The organism is Arthrobacter sp. E44, assembly GCF_041877125.1.
In the GTDB taxonomy this organism is placed as follows: domain Bacteria; phylum Actinomycetota; class Actinomycetes; order Actinomycetales; family Micrococcaceae; genus Arthrobacter.
The window spans coordinates 1-23,006 of record NZ_JBHDJA010000039.1 but is presented as its reverse complement, the minus strand read 5'-3'; the positions used below and the strand labels follow the sequence as shown (position 1 = coordinate 23,006).

At 65.4% G+C, this 23,006-nt stretch carries 26 protein-coding genes; 14 read left to right on the top strand and 12 right to left on the bottom strand.

The window, feature by feature from the left end; genetic code table 11:
- Nucleotides 1–137 precede the first annotated feature (137 nt).
- On the bottom strand, nucleotides 138–2,315 hold the full coding sequence (locus tag ACETK3_RS20835) for a transglycosylase domain-containing protein (RefSeq protein ID WP_237428959.1): 2,178 nt from the start codon (nucleotides 2,313–2,315) through the stop codon (nucleotides 138–140).
- 178 nt (nucleotides 2,316–2,493) lie between these two features.
- On the opposite strand from ACETK3_RS20835, the gene ACETK3_RS20830 reads away from it, so the two are divergent.
- A complete protein-coding gene (locus ACETK3_RS20830) occupies nucleotides 2,494–3,120 on the top strand; it encodes a PadR family transcriptional regulator (protein WP_237428958.1) in 627 nt (208 codons plus the stop codon).
- A gap of 3 nt (nucleotides 3,121–3,123) precedes the next feature.
- On the opposite strand, the gene ACETK3_RS20825 is transcribed toward ACETK3_RS20830, so the two are convergent.
- The 3 genes from ACETK3_RS20825 to ACETK3_RS20815 all read right to left on the bottom strand — a co-directional run bounded on the left by ACETK3_RS20825 (nucleotide 3,124) and on the right by ACETK3_RS20815 (nucleotide 5,888).
- Entirely contained in the window at nucleotides 3,124–4,452 is a 1,329-nt protein-coding gene (locus ACETK3_RS20825; RefSeq protein WP_237428957.1) for an ammonium transporter, read from the bottom strand.
- 325 nt (nucleotides 4,453–4,777) lie between these two features.
- Nucleotides 4,778–5,572, bottom strand: a complete 795-nt coding sequence (locus tag ACETK3_RS20820) for a carbon-nitrogen hydrolase family protein (RefSeq protein ID WP_236799661.1) — start codon at nucleotides 5,570–5,572, stop codon at nucleotides 4,778–4,780.
- Nucleotides 5,573–5,654: 82 nt separating this feature from the next.
- On the bottom strand, nucleotides 5,655–5,888 hold the full coding sequence (locus ACETK3_RS20815; protein WP_236799660.1) for a DUF2630 family protein: 234 nt from the start codon (nucleotides 5,886–5,888) through the stop codon (nucleotides 5,655–5,657).
- 85 nt (nucleotides 5,889–5,973) lie between these two features.
- Between ACETK3_RS20815 and ACETK3_RS20810 the strand changes: the two genes are divergently transcribed.
- Entirely contained in the window at nucleotides 5,974–6,372 is a 399-nt protein-coding gene (locus ACETK3_RS20810) for a hypothetical protein (protein ID WP_236799659.1), read from the top strand.
- A 25-nt stretch (nucleotides 6,373–6,397) separates the two neighbouring features.
- Here ACETK3_RS20810 and ACETK3_RS20805 read toward each other — a convergent pair whose 3' ends face one another.
- Both ACETK3_RS20805 and ACETK3_RS20800 read right to left on the bottom strand, forming a co-directional pair.
- Nucleotides 6,398–6,730, bottom strand: a complete 333-nt coding sequence (locus ACETK3_RS20805) for a DUF202 domain-containing protein (protein ID WP_236799658.1) — start codon at nucleotides 6,728–6,730, stop codon at nucleotides 6,398–6,400.
- A 4-nt stretch (nucleotides 6,731–6,734) separates the two neighbouring features.
- The gene (locus ACETK3_RS20800; RefSeq protein ID WP_236799657.1) at nucleotides 6,735–7,139 is read right to left on the bottom strand and encodes a YidH family protein; all 405 of its coding nucleotides are present in this window, start codon (nucleotides 7,137–7,139) and stop codon (nucleotides 6,735–6,737) included.
- A 251-nt stretch (nucleotides 7,140–7,390) separates the two neighbouring features.
- Here ACETK3_RS20800 and ACETK3_RS20795 point away from each other — a divergent pair, with 251 nt between their 5' ends.
- From ACETK3_RS20795 to ACETK3_RS20785, 3 genes are all read left to right on the top strand, one after another.
- A complete protein-coding gene (locus ACETK3_RS20795) occupies nucleotides 7,391–8,416 on the top strand; it encodes an LLM class flavin-dependent oxidoreductase (RefSeq protein WP_236799656.1) in 1,026 nt (341 codons plus the stop codon).
- Nucleotides 8,417–8,559: 143 nt separating this feature from the next.
- Nucleotides 8,560–9,657 (top strand): ferredoxin reductase, encoded by a 1,098-nt coding sequence (locus tag ACETK3_RS20790; protein WP_236799655.1) that lies wholly within the window; start codon nucleotides 8,560–8,562, stop codon nucleotides 9,655–9,657.
- A gap of 13 nt (nucleotides 9,658–9,670) precedes the next feature.
- Entirely contained in the window at nucleotides 9,671–10,855 is a 1,185-nt protein-coding gene (locus ACETK3_RS20785) for an acyl-CoA desaturase (RefSeq protein ID WP_236799654.1), read from the top strand.
- A 69-nt stretch (nucleotides 10,856–10,924) separates the two neighbouring features.
- On the opposite strand, the gene ACETK3_RS20780 is transcribed toward ACETK3_RS20785, so the two are convergent.
- Complete coding sequence (locus ACETK3_RS20780) at nucleotides 10,925–12,007, bottom strand: cation diffusion facilitator family transporter (RefSeq protein WP_373993546.1); 1,083 nt, start codon at nucleotides 12,005–12,007, stop codon at nucleotides 10,925–10,927.
- Nucleotides 12,004–12,399, bottom strand: coding sequence for a metalloregulator ArsR/SmtB family transcription factor (locus ACETK3_RS20775; protein ID WP_236799652.1), 396 nt, complete (start codon nucleotides 12,397–12,399; stop codon nucleotides 12,004–12,006). Before ACETK3_RS20775 ends, ACETK3_RS20780 begins: the two co-directional genes overlap by 4 nt.
- A 162-nt stretch (nucleotides 12,400–12,561) precedes the next feature.
- On the opposite strand from ACETK3_RS20775, the gene ACETK3_RS20770 reads away from it, so the two are divergent.
- Nucleotides 12,562–13,398, top strand: a complete 837-nt coding sequence (locus tag ACETK3_RS20770) for an alpha/beta fold hydrolase (RefSeq protein WP_236799651.1) — start codon at nucleotides 12,562–12,564, stop codon at nucleotides 13,396–13,398.
- Between the two features lie 52 nt (nucleotides 13,399–13,450).
- On the opposite strand, the gene ACETK3_RS20765 is transcribed toward ACETK3_RS20770, so the two are convergent.
- Together ACETK3_RS20765 and ACETK3_RS20760 are read right to left on the bottom strand one after the other, a co-directional pair.
- Nucleotides 13,451–13,831 (bottom strand): response regulator transcription factor, encoded by a 381-nt coding sequence (locus ACETK3_RS20765; protein ID WP_373993545.1) that lies wholly within the window; start codon nucleotides 13,829–13,831, stop codon nucleotides 13,451–13,453.
- 95 nt (nucleotides 13,832–13,926) lie between these two features.
- Nucleotides 13,927–14,670 (bottom strand): ANTAR domain-containing protein, encoded by a 744-nt coding sequence (locus ACETK3_RS20760; RefSeq protein WP_373993547.1) that lies wholly within the window; start codon nucleotides 14,668–14,670, stop codon nucleotides 13,927–13,929.
- Between the two features lie 253 nt (nucleotides 14,671–14,923).
- On the opposite strand from ACETK3_RS20760, the gene ACETK3_RS20755 reads away from it, so the two are divergent.
- The 4 genes from ACETK3_RS20755 to ACETK3_RS20740 all read left to right on the top strand — a co-directional run bounded on the left by ACETK3_RS20755 (nucleotide 14,924) and on the right by ACETK3_RS20740 (nucleotide 19,428).
- Entirely contained in the window at nucleotides 14,924–15,517 is a 594-nt protein-coding gene (locus tag ACETK3_RS20755) for an adenylate kinase (protein WP_236799649.1), read from the top strand.
- A 44-nt stretch (nucleotides 15,518–15,561) separates the two neighbouring features.
- Nucleotides 15,562–16,428 carry an NAD-dependent epimerase/dehydratase family protein gene (locus ACETK3_RS20750; protein ID WP_373993544.1) on the top strand — a complete coding sequence of 289 codons (867 nt, stop codon included), beginning with the start codon at nucleotides 15,562–15,564 and terminating at the stop codon, nucleotides 16,426–16,428.
- Nucleotides 16,429–16,498: 70 nt separating this feature from the next.
- Nucleotides 16,499–18,454 (top strand): S8 family serine peptidase, encoded by a 1,956-nt coding sequence (locus tag ACETK3_RS20745; RefSeq protein WP_373993543.1) that lies wholly within the window; start codon nucleotides 16,499–16,501, stop codon nucleotides 18,452–18,454.
- A gap of 176 nt (nucleotides 18,455–18,630) precedes the next feature.
- Nucleotides 18,631–19,428: a phosphatase PAP2 family protein gene (locus tag ACETK3_RS20740; protein ID WP_237428950.1), complete on the top strand. Its 798-nt coding sequence runs from the start codon at nucleotides 18,631–18,633 to the stop codon at nucleotides 19,426–19,428.
- 36 nt (nucleotides 19,429–19,464) lie between these two features.
- Here ACETK3_RS20740 and ACETK3_RS20735 read toward each other — a convergent pair whose 3' ends face one another.
- Complete coding sequence (locus ACETK3_RS20735) at nucleotides 19,465–19,782, bottom strand: MerR family transcriptional regulator (RefSeq protein WP_236799645.1); 318 nt, start codon at nucleotides 19,780–19,782, stop codon at nucleotides 19,465–19,467.
- A gap of 141 nt (nucleotides 19,783–19,923) precedes the next feature.
- Between ACETK3_RS20735 and ACETK3_RS20730 the strand changes: the two genes are divergently transcribed.
- The 4 genes from ACETK3_RS20730 (at nucleotide 19,924) to ACETK3_RS20715 (ending at nucleotide 22,884) form a co-directional block, all read left to right on the top strand.
- Nucleotides 19,924–20,349 (top strand): Hsp20/alpha crystallin family protein, encoded by a 426-nt coding sequence (locus tag ACETK3_RS20730; protein WP_237430549.1) that lies wholly within the window; start codon nucleotides 19,924–19,926, stop codon nucleotides 20,347–20,349.
- Nucleotides 20,350–20,414: 65 nt separating this feature from the next.
- Nucleotides 20,415–20,804: a DnaJ domain-containing protein gene (locus ACETK3_RS20725; protein ID WP_236799644.1), complete on the top strand. Its 390-nt coding sequence runs from the start codon at nucleotides 20,415–20,417 to the stop codon at nucleotides 20,802–20,804.
- 42 nt (nucleotides 20,805–20,846) lie between these two features.
- On the top strand, nucleotides 20,847–21,224 hold the full coding sequence (locus ACETK3_RS20720) for a hypothetical protein (protein WP_236799643.1): 378 nt from the start codon (nucleotides 20,847–20,849) through the stop codon (nucleotides 21,222–21,224).
- 97 nt (nucleotides 21,225–21,321) lie between these two features.
- A complete protein-coding gene (locus ACETK3_RS20715) occupies nucleotides 21,322–22,884 on the top strand; it encodes a glycoside hydrolase family 1 protein (RefSeq protein ID WP_236799642.1) in 1,563 nt (520 codons plus the stop codon).
- A 6-nt stretch (nucleotides 22,885–22,890) separates the two neighbouring features.
- On the opposite strand, the gene ACETK3_RS20710 is transcribed toward ACETK3_RS20715, so the two are convergent.
- Nucleotides 22,891–22,986, bottom strand: a complete 96-nt coding sequence (locus ACETK3_RS20710) for a hypothetical protein (RefSeq protein WP_373993271.1) — start codon at nucleotides 22,984–22,986, stop codon at nucleotides 22,891–22,893.
- Nucleotides 22,987–23,006 lie beyond the last annotated feature (20 nt).

The window sequence follows — 23,006 nt, the reverse complement described above, 5'->3', positions numbered from 1 at the left end:
CGATGGGCCGTGCGTTGGAAGCCCGCTTTGAACGCCTTCGCCATCACCTTCAGCGACCGATTCCCGGCAGCTGAAAACTACTAAAGGAAACCGCCGGATACACCGTTAATGAGATAGTCCCAGGGGCGCGTCCCAACCTATGGCTTGTAATTCGGGTTCGGACCGATCATCGAAGGGGGAGGTGGTGCGAACGGGCCTGCCGGATAGAGCGGTGCCACCTTGAGCATGTAGTTGGCCCACTGCGGGCCCGCAATCATGTAGCCGTCCAGGCGCGGGTAGAAGGTGCCGTTGATGCTCACGTTCTGGCCTGCACGTTTCTGTCCTTCCAGTGCATCGCCGAAGAAGGAAGCGGTCACCAGGCCGGTGGTGTATCCCACCACCCACGTGGACCCGTTGTTGTTGGAGGTACCGGTCTTGGCAGCGGTGGGAAGCTTGTCCTGCACTTTGGGGTTGATCCAGACGCCTGAGCCCTTCTTCAAAACGTCCTGCAGAACAGAGTTGACCCCGCGGGCCACATCCGGTTTGACGGCGTCGTGGCAATCCGGGGCCTGGGCAGGCAGTTTGGCACCAGCGGCATCCTTAATCTCAACCAGTGCCATGGTGGCGCAGAACCGGCCGTCCGTGGCGAAGGTGGCGAAGGCGTTTGCCAGGGTCAGGGGAGCGACGCCTGTGCCGCCGAGCAGATTGCCCAGCTGGTGCATGTTGACTGGGGAACTATCCAGGCCGCTGTGCAGGCCAACCGCGTCCACCATCTTCTGGATGCCGCAGAAATCCAGCTGGGAAGCTGAGGCGAAGGTGGCGGTGTTGATCGAGTTGTAGAGGCCGTAGTTCACGGGCATGGGCCGGTAAAACCCGTCTTCGGCATTTTGCAGGTCATCGGCCGCGCCAAGGGCCGGGTTCGCCTGGGCCGTGCTGTAGGCCCCAAGCACCTTTCCGCAGCTGTCCCTCCAAGGGAACCCAAGTGGATACACCCGGCGTGAAGCGTCCACTTCGGCCGTGAGCGTCTTGCCCTCGTTCAGCCACTCGGCGAACGTGAAGGGCTTCATGGTGGATCCCGGCTGGAACCCGCCGGCACCATTCAGGTCGTTCCCCTGCGCGTCCCGGGCATCCACATTGAAGTTGAGGTTGGTATCGAACTTGCCGGGCTGGGGAAGGAACACCGTGTTTTGGGCCATTGCCAGGATCTTGCCGCTGCCGGGTTGGATGCTCACCAGCGACGCTGCCCAGTGGTCCGGGTTAGCCCCCGCGGTCCCGTCCACCTGGGCCTGGGCGGCAGCCTGGAGCCGGCTGTCCAGGGTAGTGACGATGGTCAGGCCGCCCCGGAAGAGCCGCCGCTCACGTTCAGCTTCCGTTGGGCCATAAGCGGGATTGTTCAGGATCAGGTGGGAGATGTAGTCGCAGAAGTACGGGGCCATGGTGGCATTGGCACAGCCCTGCTGTTGGGGGCTGATCTTCAGCTGGATGGGCGTGGCCACGGCTTCATCGTGCTGGGTCCGGGAGATCTTCCCCAGCCGCAGCATCTCGTCCAGGACCTGGTTCCGCCGCACGATCGACTTGGCCGGGTTGGTGGCCGGGTTGTAGAGGGTGGGGCTGTTGACCACCCCGGCCAGCAGGGCTGCCTGGGGGAGGGTGAGGTCCTTCGCAGTGGTGCTGAAGAGGCGGCGGGCTGCGGCTTCGATGCCGTACGCGTTGTTGCTGAAGAACACGATGTTGAGGTAGCCCTCAAGGATCTGGTCCTTGGAGTATTTCTTTTCCAAGGTGATGGCAAGCTTCATTTCCCGCAGCTTGTCGCCGAGGTTCTTTTGCCCGTTCAGGACCACCGCGTCCGGCCGGTCCTGGGAGAGTTGCGCCTCATTAAGGACATTGGTCACGTACTGCTGGGTGATGGTGGATGCGCCCTGCTCGCCGCCTCTGGTCAGGTTGGAAACCAGCGCCCGCAGTATCCCCTGCGGATCCACGCCGGCGTGCTCATAGAACCGGCTGTCCTCGATCGCGATGATGCCGTCCTTGATGAAGGGTGACATCTGGTCCAGCGGCACCTGCACCCGGTTTTCGGCGTAGAACGTGGCAATTTGCTGCCCGTCGGCAGTCAGGACCTTCGTGGCCTGCGACGGCGGCTGCACTGTGAGGTCCGACGGCAGCTTTTCGAAGAAGTCTATGGAGGAACTGACCCCCATCCCCGCGGCGGCGACGGCAGGGACCACCAGACTTGCCACCAGGACGCCGCACATAACACTTGCGGCCAGGAACCCCAGGATCCTACCCATTGTGGCGTTCAAACCGCGCCTGCGCCTAGGCTTCCGCTGCTTCGCCATTCCCCTGCCCTCGCCCTCGAAGGTGGGACCAGAATACGCTCCTGCACGAGGCGGAAACAGGTGCGGAAAGGTCAGGATTTGGTCACGTCAAAGCGTTGACGGGCGATAGTTACCGATATATCTTTTAACTATCGCTGACGCCAAAGCGACTACCTATCAATGAAAGGACGATGCCACCATGAACGGCATATTTGACGACAAAAATCCCGGCCCTGGATTCGGCCGGGGCCGCTTCGAGCGGGGAAGGGGCCATAAAGGTCCGCACGGGCACAGGGGTCCGGGGTTCGGGCCGGGATTTGGTCCCGGTTTCGGGCCGGGCTTTGGTCCGGGTTTTGGCCCTGGGTTCGGCCCCGGTTTCGGACGGGGCGGCCGGCGGGCCAACCGGGGTGATGTCCGCGCCGCGATCCTCTCGCTGCTGGCAGACGCCCCCTCGAATGGTTACGGACTGATCAAGACCATCGCCGCAAAGACCGGCGGCATGTGGCGGCCCAGCCCCGGATCCATCTACCCCACCCTGCAGCAACTGGTGGACGAAGGCTTGATCGCGGCCCTCAGTGAAGGCCGCGGGACCGAGTTTTCCCTCACCGATGCCGGCAAGGCCTACGTGGCGGAGCACGCAGAGGAAATGGAAAACGCCTGGAACGCTGAACCGGACAGTGCGGACCGGGACTTCCACCAGAGCATTGGCAAGCTGATGGGTGCCATCCACCAGTTCCGCAGTGGAGTGTCAGAGGAACAGCGGGCTGCCGCCATCGAGAAGATGGATGAAACGCGGCGCGCGCTCTACAAGATCCTTGCGGACTAGCTGCTACGCGAAGGAATCTTCCTTGGCGAGCCGTTCCACGGGGACGGCGGCAGGAGCAGTTCCGTGGTGGTGGCTCAGCATGTGGCCCAGGCTGCTGAAGCCGGAACCCATCTCGCCGAAGGCGTAGGCGGTCTCGGCGTGCTCGGACAGGTCCACGCCGGCGGCTTCGGCCTCGTGGCTGACGCGGAAGCCCACGGTCTTGTTGATGATCCGGGCAATGACCGCGGTGCCGATGCCGGACAGGAGCAGGGTGATCACGACGGCGGCTGTCTGGGCGATGAGCTGCTGGACGCCGCCGCCGTAGAAGAGTCCACCGCCCAGGCCGTCCACGGGGAGGGCGATGAAGCCGAGTGACAGGGTGCCGATCAGGCCGGCGCCGAGGTGGACGCCCACCACGTCCAGCGAGTCGTCCAGGCCGAAGCGGTATTTGAGGTCCACGAACACGCAGCACGCGGCTCCCGCCACCAGGCCCAGGCCGATTGCCGCCACCGGGCTGATGTTGGCACAGGAAGGTGTGATGGCCACCAGGCCGGCGACAACGCCGGAGGCGGCGCCAAGCGACGTGGGGTGCCCGTGGCGCATCTTCTCGGTGACCAGCCAGCTCAGCATGGCTGCCGAAGGGGCCACCAGCGTGTTGATCCAGATGACGCCGGCCTGCTCAGCGCTGGTTGCCGCACCGCCGTTGAAGCCGAACCAGCCAAACCAGAGAATGGCCGCGCCCAGCATGATGAAGGGGATGTTGTGGGGGCGGTGGTTCGGGTCCTTGGCGAAGCCGTGGCGCTGTCCCACGATGACGGCGAGTACCAGGGCTGCCGTTCCTGAGCTGATTTCGACGACGGCGCCGCCGGCGAAGTCGATGACCTGGCCGAAGATCCGGGTGACCGCCCCGCCTGCACTCATTAGTCCGCCGCCCCAGATCATGTAGGCAAGCGGGCAGTAGATCACCGTGATCCACACCGGCACAAACAGTGCCCAGGCGCTGAACTTGGCCCGGTCGGCGATGGCGCCGCTGATCAGGGCCACGGTAATGATGGCGAACGTGGCGCTGTAGCCGGCCTTGAGCAGGTCAGGGGAGCCCATCAGGTTCTGCAGCCCGAAGCTGGTGAAGGGGTTGCCGAACAGCCCAAGGATCCCGTTGCCGGTGGTCATCGAGTAACCCCAGAGGACCCAGACAACGCCAACGATCCCTGCCGAGATGAAGCTCATCATGATCATGTTGAGCGCAGCCTTGGCGCGGGTCATGCCGCCGTAGAAGAGGCCAAGCCCGGGGGTCATCAGCAGTACCATTGCGGCTGAAATCATCAGCCAGACGTGTTGGGCAGTGATTTCCACCGGTGGGTCCCTTCGCAACGTGATCTTGGTGCGGGACCCGATTGGGCCCCGGAGCATTTCCCCCGGGATCCATTTTTGGTGCAGCGTGTTTCAGCTGATGCCCTTTAAAGTTGCGCCCACGTTACACAAATCCCGTGGGCGTGAAGATCACGTGTCGGCAATGTTTCCGGAATGTAAACGGCCTGGTCTCTGCGTTCGGGCGCGAAAGGCGAACACGGCCTCAGTTCCCCGAAACGACGGGGCGCACGGGCCTCTTGAGGTGAGGACCGCCGTCGTACGCTCTTTTGCCTTCTGTTTCGGGGCCGTGAACGGCACCTCACCCGGATCAGAACTTGCGTGCGTTGGCCAGGACCGGCAGCTTGGCGCGAACGTCGTCCACTGTTGAGGGATCGATATCGACGACGGCGAGTTCGGGCTTCCCGCCCAAGGCCACCACGGCCTTGCCCAGGGGAGTGACCACCGCGCTGTGCCCGATGCCGGTGGGCGCTGCTCCGGCCGGACCCGCGCCGATGGCTTCGGGGTCGCCCTGGCCGCACGCAACCACGAAGGTGGTGCTGTCCAGCGCACGGGCGCGCACCAGCAGGTCCCACTGTTCAGCCTTGCCCGGACCCGCGCCCCAGGAAGCGCACACAATATTCACCTGGGCGCCTGCATTGGCGTTGGCCGTGAACAGGCCGGGAAAGCGGACGTCGTAGCACGTGGCCAGGCCGAAGACCGTCCCGTCCAGCTCGAAGGTCACCGGCGCTTCCCCCGCATCCACTGTCTTTGACTCGGTGAAGCCGAAGGCGTCGAAAAGGTGGACCTTGTCGTAGGAGGCCTCCACCCCGGGACCGGTGACCAGCAGCGTGTTGCGGACGCGGCCGTCCTGGCCCGGGGTGAACATGCCGGCCACGACCGTGATCTCCAGCTCCCGCGCCATCCTGCGGACCTCGCTGGCCCACGGCCCGTCGAGGGGCTCGGCGATGCCTTTCAGGGAGTGGCCGAAGGCACGCATGGTCGCCTCCGGGAAGACCACCAATTGCGCACCCGCGTTCTTTGCCTGGGCGGCGTAGTCCCACACCAGTTCAAGGTTGGCGGCGGTGTCTGCGCCGCTGATGATCTGCGCTACTGCGATACGCATGGAAAGGCTCAATCTGTTGGTGACGGAAACAGGTGTCCGGGCCAAGCGGCCCGGACACCCAGGTTGACTCAGTGCGGCGGACTTACTGCCGGTAACCCTCAACCTCGCTGATGGGGCGGGCCTCGGCGTCGTCCGGGTTCTCGCCGGACTCCTTCTTGGCGCGGCGCTGGCGCAGCAGGTCCCAGCACTGGTCCAGGCTCTCTTCCACGTGCTTTAGCCGTGCCGGGTCCGGCTGGCCGCCTTCTGAACCTTCCCGCAGCGAGTGCTCCTCCTCCACCAGGGCCTGGATGTGCGTCAAAATATCCTGATCATTCATGGTTTCCCCTTACTCCGGTCCGGTCCCCTTCAGCGTACGTACCTGGTGCTGAAGCCACCAGTCCCCGCGCTGTACCATCAATTTCATGCCCACTGCGCTGGATATGGCAGGTCCCATCCTGGAGGTCCTCACTTGGTTGTGCCTGCCCGCCGGGCTGGGCCTGCTCTTCTATACCGGCTTCCTCCGCCGCTACGTACACCCCTGGGACGTGGCCGAGGCGGTGGTGTACTCCGATTCCACCGGGGTGGGGTTCCGCTGGTTCGACCGGAAACACCAGGTGCACAACGCCCCCATGTCCCCGTACGACATCAGGGACATGTCTGTGGGCGACACCCTGCCCATCTACTACCACCCCAAACGGCCAACTCAGTGGCAGATCACCCAGCCTGAGGAAGCAGGCCGGACGGCGTCGGTCCTTGGCCGCTGCCTGACCGCTATCGGCTCGGTGGCATTGTTGGCCGGCTTCGTCCTGCCGATGTTCTAGGAGCATCAGCCGGTGGCCGGCACCTTCAACTGACCAGGACCACAGCGATGCCCAGCACTGCCAGGGCGACTCCGGCCAACGCCGTCCACAGCACCGCCGGCAGGTCCGCCTCGATGCTCTCGCCGGCCAGCCCGTGGGACCTCTTCCGGTAGCGGCGGCGCTGGGTGAGGTAGATGGCAAGCGCGGCGCCGCCGGAAACCATCGGCAGCATCAGGATGGGCGCCCCGTACGTGGGAAGCCAGCGCAGGAAGAAGGCGCTCGCCGTCACCAGCGCCAGCATGGTCCGGCCCCACGCGAGGGCTGTCCGTTCGGGCTGGAGCCCGGGATCGCCATGGGGGATGGGTGCGGGGGACGGCACGGAATCAGCGCCAGAGGATAAAGACCAGTACGACGGCGGCGGCCAGTGCGCCTGCCCCGGCCAGGAGGGGCACAAAGAGCGGCAGCGGCAGCGGGGCTTTGTTGCGCATGCTCCGTTCCACCCGGAGCCAGCGCACGGCGGCCCCGCCGCTGAGCATCATGCCCAGCAGCAGCAAAAGGACCGCCAGGCCTTTGCGGACAGGTTCAACGAAGAGGCCCGAAGTGAACGCCTCGATCGCGATGCCGCCCGCCAGCAGCGCAAGGGACGTGCGGATCCAAGCCAGGAAGGTGCGTTCGTTGGCAAGGGTGAAGCGCGGGTCCGGTTCTTCGCCGCCGGGCAGCAGCCGTTCGGCGATTTTTCCGCGCGACGGCGGGACCGCCGGGGTGGACGGCTGCTCACTGTTGATCACCGGGCCAGTTTAGCTGTGCGGGAATGGCGCGGCCGGGCAGCCGATTTGGAAACTAAGCAAGCTTCCTATTATTTTGGTTCCAGCCTCTCCGTTTGGCCCCCCAATCAAGCGGAGAGGCTTCCATCTTCCGGCGGAGGCGGAGCACGGCCTTGTCCGCCAAAATGTTTCAGCGATCGGCAGGTCAGCGGTAAGCCCGTGCAGCCGTCATGCCAGCCGGGAATGCAGCCGCCGCCCGCGCAGTTGGGGGAGGTATGGAGCGTATCGGATTCCTTTCATTCGGCCACTGGGGCCCCGGCCAGGGTTCCCGCACCAGGACAGCGGCGGACGCCCTGCTCCAGGGAATTGAATTGGCGGTTGCCGCTGAGGAGATGGGCGTGGATGGCGCATTCTTCCGTGTCCACCACTTTGCCCGCCAGCAGGCCTCCCCGTTCCCTCTCCTGTCCGCCATCGCCGCCCGCACCAGCCGGATCGAGATCGGCACCGGTGTCATCGACATGCGCTACGAAAATCCGTTGTATATGGCGGAGGAGGCCGCGGCAGCGGACCTGATCAGCGGCGGCAGGCTGCAGCTCGGCATCAGCCGTGGTTCACCCGAGCCCGCCTTGGAAGGCGCCTCAGTCTTTGGCTACCGTCCGCAGCCGGGGGAGACCGATGCGGACATGGCCCGTCGCCACACTGATGTCTTTCGCAAGGCCATCACCGGTGCCGGCATGGCCCAGGCCGATCCGCGCTACGCCGGTGGTGCCACCGGACTCCTGCCCATCCAGCCGCAGTCACCGGGACTGGCGGAACGGATCTGGTGGGGTGCCGGCACCAGGAAAACCGCGGTTTGGGCCGCGGAACTGGGCATGAACCTGATGAGCTCAACCTTGTTGACCGAGGACACCGGCGTTCCCTTCCATGAACTCCAGGCCGAACAGATCCAGCTTTTCAGGGAAGCATGGACCGCGGCAGGACACCCCCACGCCCCGCGTGTTTCGGTCAGCCGCAGCGTCCTGCCCATCGTTGATGAAGAGGACAACTACTACTTCGCAGGCAGTGCCCTCCGCGACGGCCGGGACCAGGTGGGCGTCATCGACGGCACCACTGCCCGCTTCGGCAAGAGCTATGTGGGGCCGCCGGACCTCCTGGCGGAGCAGCTCGCTGCCGACACTGCGGTACAAGCGGCGGATACCCTGCTGCTGACCGTCCCCAACCAGTTGGGCGTGGATTTCAACGCCAAGCTGCTGGGCACCATCGCGGAGCACGTTGCCCCGGCCCTGGGATGGAGCCGATAGGACGCTGGGAACTATTAGTGAGACCCAACCGTTACTCTTGAAGAGCGTAGTGGGGGCTTCGCGCCCTACTACTAGTGTGACTGCTGAACGGTCATATGACGGAGAGAGAGAAATATGGCTCGCGCCGCCTTAGGCTTTGACGCATGATCCGGCTACGACAGCTGGCCCAGGCGGCTTCAGTACTCACTACCCCTTTGACGCCCGAGGACGTCCTCTCGCTATTCAATCCGGTCTACTCGGCCCGGCAGTTGCGTGGCGTGGTCACCCGGGTGGTCCAGGAGACCGCCCAGTCCGCCACCATCTTCTTCCGCCCCGGACGAGGCTGGAAGGCGCACCTTGCAGGGCAGTGGGCGCGCATCGGCGTCGAACTCGACGGTGTCCGCCACTGGCGCTCCTACTCGCTCAGCGCACCCGCCGGCAAGGACCCGGCGATCACCGTGACCGACGTCGGTGCCGTCTCCGGCACCCTGGTCCGCACCACCAAGCCCGGGGATGTCCTGTTCCTGGCCCCGCCGCAGGGTGATTTCGTCCTGCCGGAACATCCGCGCCCCCTCCTGATGGTTACCGCGGGCAGCGGCATCACCCCGGTGATGTCCATGATCCGCACCCTCGTGCCGCGGCGCCCGGACGCCGACGTCGTCCTGGTCCACTCAGCCCGCACGCGGGATGACAGCCTGTTCCGTGAGGAGCTGGCTGAGCTTGCCGACCAGTTCCCGAATTTCCGGCTGGCACACTGGTACACCGGCGAGCAGGGCCGCATGGACTTCTCCAGCACCAAGGAGCTGGACGAGATCTGCCCGGACTGGAAGGAACGGGCTGCCTATGCCTGCGGCCCGGACAGCTTCCTGGACGACGCCGAAGCGTTGTGGCAGCGGGCAGCCCTGACAACGCGGGCGCCCGGCACTGACGTGGCGGTGGCCGGCAGTGCCGGCAACCTGATGATCGAACGCTTCAACACCAGCTTCGACGCCGCCGTGGGGCACGACGGCGGCCTGGTCACCTTTGAAGCCAGCGACCGGGAGGTGGAGGCCGACGGCGACACACCCATCCTGGACGTCGGCGAGGACGCCGGGGTGCTGATGCCCAGCGGCTGCCGGATGGGCATCTGCCACAGCTGCCTCACGCCGCTCCTGGCCGGGCAGGTCCGCGACCTCCGTACCGGGGAAGTCCACGGCGAACCCGGCCAACTGATCCAAACGTGTGTCTCGGCAGCCGCCGGACCCGTCAACCTCGAAATCTGAGGAGCAGTACCGTATGTCTGTCATCTCACCCACAAAGACCACTGCCGCCGGAGGGGCCAGCGCCGGCTCATCGAGGACACGCCCCGGCAAGCTCGCCGAGTCCGGAAGCCCCACTGTTCGGCCGCCCGCCGCCGCGCACCTCACCGACGAACAGGTGGCGGAGCTGGGCCGCGAGCTCGACGCCATCCGGGATGAGATCCTGGGCAAGCGGGGCGCGGAAGATGCCGCCTACATCCGCCGCATGATCAAGATCCAGCGCGGCCTGGAACTCTCCGGCCGTGCCGCCCTGCTGGTGGGAAAGAACAAGGCCGCCTGGGTCACGGGCACCACGCTGCTGAGCCTTGCCAAGATCCTGGAAAACATGGAGCTGGGCCACAACATCCTGCACGGCCAGTGGGACTGGATGCGGGACCCGGACATCCACTCCACCACCTGGGAATGGGACTTCGTCACGCCGTCGCGGTCCTGGCAGCACACCCACAACGACCTGCACCACCGCTGGACCAACGTGGTGGGCAAGGACAATGACGTCGGATACAACCTCCTGCGCATGGACGAGCAGCAGCCGTGGAAGCCCATCAACCTGGCCAACCCGCTGTTCAACGCCATCCTGGCACCGGTCTTCGAGTGGGGCATTGCCATCTACGACCTCGAACTCACCGAGTACAAGGAAGGCACCAAGTCCAAGGAAGCCCTGCTCAAGGACCTGAAGGCGCTGGGCAAGAAGGTGGTCACCCAGTTCACCAAGGACTACGCCGCCACGCCCGCCCTGGCAATGCTGACCGGCTCCGCGAAGCAGGCCCTGTTCGGCACCATCGCAGCCAACGCCATCCGCAACGTCTGGGCCCACGCCGTCATCTTCTGCGGCCACTTCCCGGAAGGCACCGACACCTTCACGGAAGAGATGGTGGACGGCGAGACCCGCGGCGACTGGTATGTCCGCCAGATGATCGGGTCCGCCAACATTTCGGGCTCCAAATTCATGCACCTCATGACCGGCAACCTGTCGCACCAGATTGAGCACCACCTCTTCCCGGACCTGCCGTCCAACCGGTACGCCGAGGTGGCCCCAAGGGTCCGCGAAATCTGCCAGCGCTACGGCCTGAAGTACACCACCGGCCCGCTGCTGAAGCAGGTGGGGTCATCCTGGGCCAAGGTCTTCAAGCTGGCACTGCCGGGCAAGACCGCACAAGCCTAGCCAAAATCCCTGAATGCAGAAGTGACCCGGCCGGCCCTGCCCGCCGGGTCACTTCCGCATTTACCTGTGTTACCGCCGGGTGCCCGGAGCCAGGAGCATATGGTCCAGCTTGGGCAGCGCATGCCGGAGCTGGTGCTCCGCGCGGTGAAGGGTCTCTTCCGCCTGCGACAACGCGGTGTCCGCCAGCTCGATGCGGGCCGACCCCTGCAGCCGGTGGCCGGACCAGCGCAGCTGCAGGTGCTGCACTGAAAGCACGCCCGGCGTCCGCGCCAGTGCGGCCTCGGCACGTGATACCAGTTCCGGTTCGATCCCGTCCATCAGCCGGCGCCCGATGCTGCGGACTGTGCCCCACAGCAGCACCATGATGGCGGCGGAGATGACGAGCCCGACGATCGGGTCTGCCAACGGAAAACCGAGCATGACTCCCACGGCGCCGATCACCACGGCCAGCGAGGTAAAGCCGTCCGTCCGGGCGTGCACGCCGTCGGCAACCAACGCTGCGGAACCGATCCTGCGGCCAACCCGGATGCGATAGATCGCCACGGCCTCGTTTCCTGCAAAGCCGATCAGGCCTGCCGCGATGACCCAGCCCAGGTTCTGCAGCGGCTGGGGATTGATCAGACGGTCCACCGACTGCCAGCCGGCCACGACGGCCGAGAGGGCCACCACGGCAACAATGAACAGGCCGGCCAAATCCTCGGCCCTGCCGTAGCCGTAGGTATACCGGCGGGTGGCGGCCCTGCGCCCCAGGATGAAGGCAACCCACAGGGGCACTGCCGTCAGAGCGTCGGAAAAGTTGTGGATGGTGTCCGCCAGCAGGGCCACCGAACTGCTGAACAGAACCACCACAAACTGCAGCACCGTGGTGGCCAGCAGAAGGAACATGCTGATCTTGAGCGCCCGGATGCCCTCGGTGCTGGCCTCCATCGCATCGTCAATCGAATCTGCAGCATCGTGCGTGTGCGGGACGAACAGCTCGATCAGCCAGCCCTTGAAACCGGAGTGGTGATGATGGTCGTGGTCGTGGTCGTGGTCGTGGTCGTGGTCGTGGTCGTGGTCGTGGTCGTGGTCGTGGTCGTGGTCGTGCCTGGCGTGGCTGTCCTCGTGGGGATGGCTATGCGTGTGCGTCGACTCCGGGTGCGGCCCGGTCATGAGGCGCTCCTCTCTGCACTGTGTACGGGGGCGCCGGTGTGGGAAGGGACGCGGTGGTGGGCGGGTTCCCCGCCCAGGGCGTGCTCGGCCTGGAAGATGGCGTCGGCCACCAACTGGCGGGCGTGCTCGTTCTCCAGACGGTACAGCACCCGCGTGCCTTCCTGCCGGGTGGAAACCATCCGGGCGAGGCGCATTTTGGCCAGGTGCTGGGAGACCGCCGCGGGGGACTTGCCCACCACCTCCGCCAGCGCGCCTACAGCCATCTCGCCGTCACGCAGCGCCAGGATGATCCGCACCCTGGTGGCGTCCGCCAGCATGGCGAAAACCTCCACAGCCAGCTCCACGTATTGGCTGTCCGTGCCAAGGGAGCAAGCATTCTTATCTGCATTCATGCGCATATAGTGTCACACCTTTGGCTCCCGCGGCACTTTTGGGCGTACCGCCGCCGTGAAATTCGGGCCTGCTCCCGAGCAGTCGCGCACCCTAGAGTAGGAGGTGCACTGGCGCGGCGCTCTGCCTGCCGCCCTGATCAGTCTCGAAAGGAATACGCCCCGATGGCTTTCATCACCGTAGGTACTGAGAACAGCACTGACATCGAGCTCTACTACGAGGACCACGGCTCAGGCCAGCCCGTGGTGCTGATCCACGGCTACCCGCTGGACGGCTCCTCCTGGGAGAAGCAGACCGCGGCGCTCCTGGGTGCGGGCTACCGCGTCATCACCTACGACCGCCGCGGCTTCGGCAAATCCAGCAAGCCCACAGAGGGTTATGACTACGACACCTTCGCGGCGGACCTCAACACCCTGCTCACCACCCTGGACCTGAACAACGTCGTACTGGTGGGCTTCTCCATGGGGACTGGTGAGGTGGGCCGCTACCTTGGCACCTACGGCTCCGGCCGAGTGGCCCGCGCCGCGTTCCTGGGCTCGCTGGAACCGTTCCTGCTCAAGACCGACGATAACCCCGACGGCGTCCCGCAGGACGTGTTCGACGGGCTCAACGAAGCTGTTACTGCTGACCGCTACGCCTTCTTCACCGAGTTCTTCAAGAACTTCTACAACTCGGACACCTTCCTGGGCACCCCGCGCCTCAGCCAGGAAGCGGTGAACGCCAGCTGGAACCTTGCTTCAAGCGCCGGCGCCACGGCATCCGTTGCCGCCCAGCCCACCTGGCTCACGGACTTCCGCCAGGACATCCCCAAGATCGATGTTCCCGCGCTGATCGTGCACGGCACCGCGGACAACATCCTGCCCATCGATTCCACGGGGCGGCTGTTCGCCAAGGCCCTGCCGAGCGCCGAGTACGTCGAGATTGAGGGCGCGCCGCACGGCATGTTGTGGACCCATGCGGCAGAGGTCAACGAAGCGCTGCTCGGCTTCCTTTCCAAGTAGGCACTGAAGGAAGAAGGGCGACGGCGGCTGCCCGCCGCCGTCGCCCTTCTTCCTAACTGCCGTTCCCGGCCGGGGCGTTGTGCCTGGGCGTGGGTTGTCCCGCCGCCAACTGCCGGGCAAGCTCCTTCAGTTCCCCTGGGTGGAACGGCTTGGTGAGGTAGCCGTCAGCCCCTGATGCCATGCCGGCCAGCAAATCGTCGTTCTCGGAACGGGCTGTCAGGAACAACTGCGGTGCGGTGCTGAGGGCACGGATGGCACGGGCCACTACGTGCCCGTCCATGTCCGGAAGGCCAAGGTCCAGGGTGACCAGGGCGATGGTGGGATCAGCAGCGGCGGCTATGCCCTCTGCCCCCGTGCCCACGGCTGTCACTTCGAAGCCGGCACGGGACAGGACCATTGTGATCAGTTCCCGGATATCGTCGTCATCCTCCACGACAAGGCAAACACGCTGCTGTTCCAATAAGGCCCCCCGGCGAAAAGTTGGCACTAGTCTACTTGTGGCGGAACACGTTGCCGTGTGCCGGCCACCTAACCGTCGTAATGTGTACGCGCAGGCCCCTGGCCCAGGGCATTCACCACAGCAGCGGCCACATCGTGCAGCTTGGTGTTGCGGGTGCTCGATGCCGTCTTAAGGATGCCGAACGCGTCCTGCTGGCTGCACCGGTTCTGGGCCATGATGATTCCCACCGCCATATCGATGACCGTGCGGGATTCCAGGGTGGCGCGGAGGTTCGCAGCGGTTTCGCTGTAATGCGCAAAGCGGACTGCAAGGCGGAGCGCCAGCGAGGTCTGGCTGACGAAATCCTCGGCGAACGCCAGCACACGGTCTTCGAAGCGGTGGGCCCGGCGGGAGTACAGCAGCAGAGCAGCCTTGGTTTCCCCTTCAAGCCGGAAGGGAAGCGCCGCGACCGATTGCACACCCTGGGCCACGACGGCCGAGGAGTATTCCGGCCAGCGCTCGTCCCCGGCAAGGTCCGGCGCGTGCACAGTCTCCTGGGCGGTGATTGCGGTGAGGCTGGGGGTCTCTGCAAACTTGTGCTCAAGCAGCCCGACCGACTTGGCGTCCTGGCTGCTGCTCGCGATTGTCGCCGTTTTCCGCTGCCGGAGCAGGGTGATGGCACATAGCATTTCATCGCCCGGCTCGGAGAGGTTGCGGGCGGACACCTGCGCCAGTTCCGTTAAGAAGTCCTCGACGTCGGAGCTGTTGAGGACCAATTCATGCAGGTGTTCTGTTATGGATGTATCGGTTTTTGCTGTTGACTCGCTGGCCACGGTTCTTGGTGCCATTCGTTCAGGTCAAAACGAGCCTGCAACACACAAACGCCCCGCAACTGGGCGGGGAGCCGGTGATGGTCGCTGGATCGACGAACTTTCCAACGGCCTGCTGCTAAACCGATAACCAGAGTATATACATTCGGGGCGGCGCCAAGCCCACAACCACCCGGGGCCGTGACGCCGTTTGCCGGCGCCGAAAGGGGGTACCGGTCACAATGAAGCGGGCAGCACCTCGGGGAAGGGCAGGAACATGACCAGGCTCCTCATCATCGGCCCACCAGGCTCCGGCAAAGGGACCCAGGCAGAACACTTGGCCAGGCACTTCGGAGTGCCCGCCGTTTCCACCGGTGACATCTTCCGGAGCAACGTCAGCCGGCAGACGGAGCTGGGGAGCCAGGCCGCGGACTACCTGGACGGCGGCCGCTTCGTACCGGACCATCTCACCAACGCGCTCGTGAAGGACCGGCTCCTTGAACGCGATGCCCGGCACGGCTTCCTGTTGGACGGGTATCCGCGGACGCCACCGCAGGCAACGGAACTCGACAACATGCTCGCGGCGCAGGGGCATGCGCTGGATGCCGTCATCGAGCTGCAGGCGCCGGATTCGGAACTGGAGGAGCGGATGCAGCGCCGCGCCTCGGAACAGGGCCGAACGGATGACACCATCGACGTGTTCCGCCGCCGGCTGGACCTCTACCGCCGGCAGACGCATGAAGTAGTCTCGGTGTACGCGGGCCGGGGCATCCTGGTGTCCGTCAACGGCAGCGGCGATCCGGGAACGATTACCGGCCTGGCAATCGCCGCCGTCGAACAGTTCCTGGCAGCCCCGCGTCCCCCGTCCTGACCGAAACACCGCACGGAGAAGCACTCGAACAGAAGGAAACACTGATGAGAATTGCCGTTACAGGCGGAAACGGAAAGCTGGGGCGGCACGTGGTGCGCCGGCTCACCGACGACGGCCACCAGGTCCTTACCCTGGACCGCGCGGGTGACCGCAGCCCGGGCCTGCTGGTGGTGGACCTACGCAACTATGGCCAGGTGGTGGACGCGCTGTTGGGCGTTGATGACCGGCATGATGGGTTCGACGCCGTGGTGCACCTGGGTGCCATTCCCGCCCCCGGCATCCTTCCGGACGCAGCAACGTTCGAAAACAATATGCTCTCCACCTACAACGTGTTCCAGGCCGCGCGCCGCGCAGGCATCAAAAAGGTGGTGTATGCCTCCAGCGAGACCGTCCTGGGGCTGCCCTTCGACATTGACCCGCCCTACATTCCGGTGGACGAGGAATACCCGCCCCGGCCGGAAAGCACCTACTCCCTGGTGAAGCGGCTGGAGGAGCAGATGGCCGTGGAAATGACCCGATGGGATCCTGAGCTGAGCATCACGGGCCTGCGGTTCTCCAATGTGATGGATGAGGCCGACTATGCACGGTTCCCCTCCTTCGACGAGGACGCAACCCTGCGGAAGTGGAACCTCTGGGGCTACATCGACGGCAGGGACGGTGCACAGGCGGTGGCACGGGCTCTGCAGAACGCCAAACCGGGATTCGAAGCCTTCATCATTGCCAATGCCGATACCGTCATGAGCCGGCCAAGCGCCAGCCTGGCGGCAGAGGTCTTCCCCGGCGTCAAAGTCACCAAGGACCTGGGCGAGCACGAAACGATGCTGTCCATCGACAAGGCGCGGCGCCTGCTGGGTTTCGAACCCGAGCACAGCTGGCGGAACCACGTGCCGGCAACCAACAGCGCCGGCTAAAACCAGCAAAATCGCCGGCCCGCAGGAATCCCGAAGGGTTGGCACAGGATCATCCAAGGAGCCGGAAGCCATGCGCTTCCGGCTCCTATCCTTTTGGTACAGCCACCGTTGGTCCGGTTCCGCGGGGGAGGATTCTCCAGCCAGGGACCGGCCACCCAGCCACCACGAGGACCCCAAAATTCGTACCCGATCCTTCCTGCTGCCTGCCCTCGCGGCGCTGCTTTCCGCCGTCGCCCTTTCCACTGCGTCCCTTCCAGCCGTCGCCGCCCCTGCCTCCCCGGCAGGTTCCGGCGGAGCCGGCAACGCAACCGGCCGCTACATCGTCCAGTACGCGCCCGGAACCGATGTCGCTGCGGAGGTGTCCGGACTCCACGGCCAGGGACTCGCCGTCGGCCGCACCTTTGAGCACGCCATCCGCGGCGCCGTCGTCACCGCCAACCCGGCCCAGGCGGCTGCCCTTGCCAAGTCCGGAAAGGTGCTGTCCGTGGAGCCCGATGCCCCCATCAGGGCCTCCGGGACCGAGCAGCCCGCCCCTTGGGGCCTGGACCGCGCCGACCAGCGCCCGCTCCCTCTCTCGGGTTCCTACTCATGGACCGCTGCCGGAGCCGGCGTGACCGCCTACGTGGTGGACACCGGCATCCTGGCCTCACACACCGACTTCGGCGGCAGGGTGGCCGCCGGCTGGACCGCCGTGGCGGACGGCAACGGAACCACCGACTGCAACGGACACGGCACCCACGTGGCCGGAACCGTGGCAGGCTCCACCTATGGCGTGGCCAAGAGCGCCACCCTGGTGCCGGTCAGGGTGCTTGACTGCAGCGGATCCGGATACAACTCCGACGTCGTGGCGGGCCTGGACTGGATCGCCGCAAACCACGCAGCAGGAACCCCCGCCGTGGCCAACCTCAGCCTGGGCGGAGCCGCCAGCAGCACGGTGGACAACGCCATCCAGGCCGTCCTTGACGACGGCGTCACCACCGTGGTTGCCGCCGGGAACTCTGCCACAGACGCCTGCACCACATCTCCCGCCAGGGTTCCCGGGGCCGTCACGGTGGCAGCCAGCGACTCCGCCGACAAACAGGCATCGTTCTCCAACTTCGGATCCTGCGTGGACCTCTACGCTCCCGGCGTCGGCATCACCTCCGACTACTACACCTCCACCACTGCCACGGCATCCATGTCCGGAACCTCCATGGCAGCCCCGCACACGACCGGGGCTGCGGCCCTCCTGTTGTCCCAGAACCCGGCCCTGACGCCGGCGGGGGTAGCGGCCGCCCTGGTCTCCAACGCCACGCCCGGAGTGATCGGCGGGGCCACCACCGGAACCCCGAACCGCCTGCTGTTCACGGGTACCGACGCAGCTGCTCCGGCACCTGCCCCCACCCCTGCACCAACCGTCACGTCCGTATCGCCAGCCGGGAAGGCAGCGGCGGTGGCAGTTGACACCAACGTGACGGCCACCTTCAGCACCTCGGTGCAGGGCGTTTCCGCTGGAACCTTCGTGCTGCGGAACGCGGCCGGCAGCAGCATCACCGCGGCCGTCAGCTACAACGACACCACCAGGACGGCCACCCTTGACCCGGCCGCAAACCTGGCCGCAGATGCCACCTACACCGCAACCCTGGTGGGCGGTACCTCGGCCATCCGGGATGCCGCGGGTACGCCTCTGACCACTACCAGCTGGACGTTCACCACGGGCCCCGCGCCCACGGTCACCAGCTACAGCCCTGGCAGCAATGCCCTCCTGGTCCGCAGGAGCAGCAACGTCAGTGCCACCTTCAGCGAGACGGTCCAGGGGGTTGGTACGGCCACCTTCACCCTGAAGAACGCTTCCACCGGGGCGGTGGTGGCGGCAACGGTCTACCGCAACGGCACCACCAACCAGTGGATCCTCGATCCCCAGGCAGCATTGGCCGCCAAGACCCGGTACACCGTGACGCTGACCGGTGGCGCCACCGGCATCCAGGACCTGGCAGGGAACCCGCTCGCCTCCCGCAGCTGGCAGTTCACCACGGGCTCGTTCTAGCCGCCAACCTGCCGGACCACCGAGGCGCCCGCCCTGGACCATGTGTCCAAGGCGGGCGCCGTGGTGTCCAGCCCTGATGGAGTGAATGGCGGTTCACCGGGATAATCTTCAGCCTAGGCATTTACCATGGCCGTTATTCGGCATGGCTAAAACAGGGCGCAGGGACGGGCAGCACATTGGCACATAATTCAGCAGGTTCCGCAGTCAGGGAAAATGGCAACGGCCGGTGGCGTACTTTCCATGAGAAGTTCGTGGTGGAGGAGCGGTATATCGACCCTGCCGACCGGCGCCGCCTCTACCGGACGTCGGTGGTCCTGGCCGTGGTGGGGCTGGCCCTCTTCATTGCCACGCTGGTCAGCGTTGTCCAGGCCGACGGACTTTCCTTCGCCGACCACCCGGTGCATGACTGGCTCCTGACGACACGTTCAGCGGCAGTGACGGCCATCATGATCTTCCTGGCGGTGTTCTTCGGCCCCGTCGCGCTGCCCATCATCATCCTGGTGGTGATCCTCATCTGGGGATTCGCGGCCAAACATGCCTGGCGCCCCATCCTGCTGGCCGCGGCCATGCTGACCGGGGTGATCATCTCCCAGATCATCCTGCATATCGTCCAGCGCTCGCGCCCACCCGTGGACCAGATGCTGTTCGGTGCGGACCAGACCTTCTCGTTCCCGTCCGGGCACGTGCTGGGGGCCTGTGACTTCCTGCTGGTGGGTGCCTACCTGATCTTCTCCCGCCACAGGAACCCGCGGGCTGCGGTCTTCGGATTTATCGGCGCCGGGATCGGGATCGTCCTGGCCATCGCCAGCCGCCTGTACCTCGGATACCACTGGCCCACGGACACGCTTGCTTCGTTCTCCCTCTCGCTGCTCATCCTGGGCGGCGTCATCGCCCTGGATACCTGGCGAACCGCCCGCGTCCCCGGGGAACCTGTCACCGGAGAGCTGTCAAAGGAAGAATCTTCCCGGGAGTGAAATCTGCACTCCGGGCCTGGCCACTGCCGGGCCTGGTCACTGCGGCCGGGAACGGGCGCGCTTCAGGGCGCGGTGGAGTTTAACGTTCGCTGCCTCCAGCTCCAGGACCTTGGCAACGCCCGCCAGGTTCAGCCCTTCTTCGAGGAGCTCGCCAATCCGCAGCAGCACGGCAATATCATCTTCGCTGTACTGGCGGGTTCCGCCGGCAGTCCGCGACGGTGTCAGCAGCCCCTTTGTTTCATAAAGCCTGATGTTCTGCTGTCCCGTTCCCGTAAGCTCGGCCGCCACCGAGATCGCGTACAGCGCCCTTGAGCCGGGGGAGCGGGCGCTGCGTCCTGCATCAGGTCCTGCCATTTCTTCTCCCAAAATCGGTCCAGCCGGTGTCTTGCTTCAGTTTCCCACCAGTGCTATAAAAAATCTATATCCACCACCATAGATTACGCGGAGGTGGGTAACCACAGATCCAACACCTGGAAGCTGAAGGAGTGGGAAATGATGTTGATGCGTACCGACCCGCTCCGTGAGCTGGACCGGCTCACGCAGCAGGTCTTTGGAACCACCGCCCGCCCGGCTGCCATGCCCATGGACGCCTGGCAGGAGGACGGCGAATTCGTGGTGGCGTTCGATCTTCCCGGCGTGAAGCTGGACTCGCTGGACCTGAACGTTGAACGGAATGTCCTCACCGTCCGCGCGGAGCGCCAGGACCCCACACAGCCCAACGTCGAGCTGGTGGCCTCGGAGCGTCCCCGCGGTGTGTTCAGCCGCCAACTGATCCTGGGCGACACCCTGGACACGGAGAAGATCAAGGCCAGCTACGACCAGGGCGTCCTGACCCTGCGGATTCCGATGGCTGAGCAGGCCAAGCCACGCAAGATCGAGATCAAGACCCAGCAGGGCGAGATGCACCAGATTGGCACCTAGGTCCATGCTTTCCAGCCCGTGCCCCTGCCTTCCCGGCAGGGGCACGGGCTGAAGAGGAGGCTGGGATGACTGACCCCCCTGATTACTACGCCATCCTGGGGGTGGGCCGTGATGCCACCCGGCAGGACATCTCCCACGCGTACCGCGCCCTGATGCGCAGCCACCATCCGGACATGGACGGCGCCCGCGCTGACGGCGATGGCGGCGGGGGCGCGCAATCGAAGGCGGACAAACCGGCGAAGAACGTGGACCCTGGACAGGGGGACCAACTCCTGCGGATCATGCAGGCGTTCAACGTGCTGGGGGACCCGGAACGGCGTGCCGCGTACGACAGGAAGCTGGCGGCACCGGCACCCACGATCATTCCCGTCCGGAAAGTCCGCAGTACCCGGGGACCGTCCGGGCCCGTCATCCGCATCACTCCGGTGCGGTGGGAAAGCGGACCCTGGGCCTGAACACACAACCTTTAAACACTTTCCAAGGAGGCGGAACACCGCATGAGCGAGTGGCGGCGCTACGATTCACACCTGATCCCCGCGTTCCATGAACGTTTTGAGCAACGGTGGGGCGCCGGCACCGCGCCCTTCCTGGACCCCGAGGCGCATGAACAGCCGCTGCCCCGGGCACAGTGGATCAACCCGGCCACGGGTGCCGCCCTTGCCGTCGTCCCGGTCTGGACCGCCGACGAGCGGCAACAGCGCTCGTTCGGGGTGTTCTACCTGCCGCCAGGCGGGGACATCTGGGTCCTCCGGCCCGGGTACACCGGTTACCTGGAACCATCCGACGGCGACACCGAGCATCTCGTGACCCTGCGCAATGATGCGTTCCGCAAAGCAGTGGCGCACGCCAAGGAGTTCCTTTTCGGTTCGCAGTAGCAGCGGTGCCGGGCGCGGGTTGCTGCTCGTCAGCCGCCCTCCGCTATGACATTCTGGGACGTACCCTGACCACCGTGACCAAAAGGCTGGACCCCAAATGCACATCTCCGCCAAGGACCTCGCAGCACTCATCCCCCCGGGGTTCACCCTTGGCGTTGCCACCGCAGCATTCCAGATCGAGGGGGCACTGGACGAGGACGGACGCGGTCCAGCAGCCTGGGACAGGTTCGCAGCCAAGCCTGGTGCAATCGTGGAGGACCACAGCCCGGTGGTGGCCACAGACCACTACCACCGGATGCCCCAGGATGTGGCCCTCCTGAAGCAGCTGGGCGTTGACTCCTACCGGTTCTCCTTCTCCTGGCCGCGCATCCAGCCCGGCGGCACCGGCCCCGCCAACCGCGCCGGCCTGGCGTTCTACGACCGGCTCCTGGATGAGCTCCTGGCCAGCGGCATCTCGCCGATGGCCACCATCTACCACTGGGATACACCCTTGGAACTGGAGGAAGCCGGCGGGTGGATGAACCGGGACACCGCCTACCGCCTGGGTGAATACGCCGCCATCCTGGCCGAGGCGTTCGGGGACAGGGTGGCCCGCTGGGTCACCATCAACGAACCGGCGACGGTTAGTGCCAATGGCTATGCATTTGGGCTGCATTCGCCGGGCAAGGAGCTGGCACTGGGCGCCTTCCCCACCGTCCACCACCAGCTGCTGGGCCATGGGCTGGCTGTCCAGGCACTGCGCGCGGCGAAGGTGCCGGGCGAAATTGGCATGACCAACGTCTACTCACCCATGGTGCCGAACTCGATCAACCCGCTGGACAAAATCAGCGCCGGGATCATGGACCTGGGCCAAAACCGGCTTTACGCGGACCCCGTCCTCACGGGTAAGTACCCGGACCTGATCCGTGCCGCAAAGTTCTTCAGCTCCTTTGAGCACCCCGAAGAGGACATGGAGATCATTTCCCAGCCCCTGGACTTCTACGGGCTCAACTACTACATGCCCACCAAGGTGGCGGCCGGGCCGGGCGGCGGGACCGTTCCGTCAAGCATGGCGGAGGCCATGGGCAGCGACCTCAGCGCGACGGGCAGCGGCGCAACGCCGTTCCACGTCGAGACCTGGCCGGAAGCCGACATCACCGCCTACGGCTGGCCGGTCAAACCGGAGTACATGGCGGTTGCCCTGAAGGAAATGGCAGAGCGGTACCCCAACCTGCCCCCGGTGATCATCACCGAAGGCGGCGCCAGCTTCGAGGACATCATTGTCCGGGACAAGTCCACCAACACCCGCTTCATTCCGGACGAACGCCGGCTGAAGTACCTTTCCGACCACCTGGAAACGGCGCTGCGCGCAACGGCGCCCGGCGGCGTGGCGGAGTCCATGGATCTCCGCGGCTATTACGTGTGGTCCTTCCTGGACAACTTCGAGTGGTCCGCCGGCTACAACCAGCCGTTCGGCCTCCTGCACGTGGACTTCGAAACGCTGGAGCGGACCCCCAAGGCGTCCTACTTCTGGTTCCAGGAACTCATCGAGGAACGCGACCTCGCCGCAGCGGCGGAGCTGGCCATCGCCCAGGCGGTGGTCCCGGATCTTCTGGTCGAGGAAGGTGTGGAGGGCACCGAAGCGCCCGACGACGGCGCGGCGCTGGGGGCCAGCGCCTAGGTGTACTCAGTCAGTAGGTTGGTTGCACCTGCTGATCGGTGGGTTGCCTCCGAGGCTGCCGTGGGGCCGGTGGTTGTTGTAGAAGTCTAGCCAAGGCTGCAGAGCGTCTGTGCGGGCCTGGT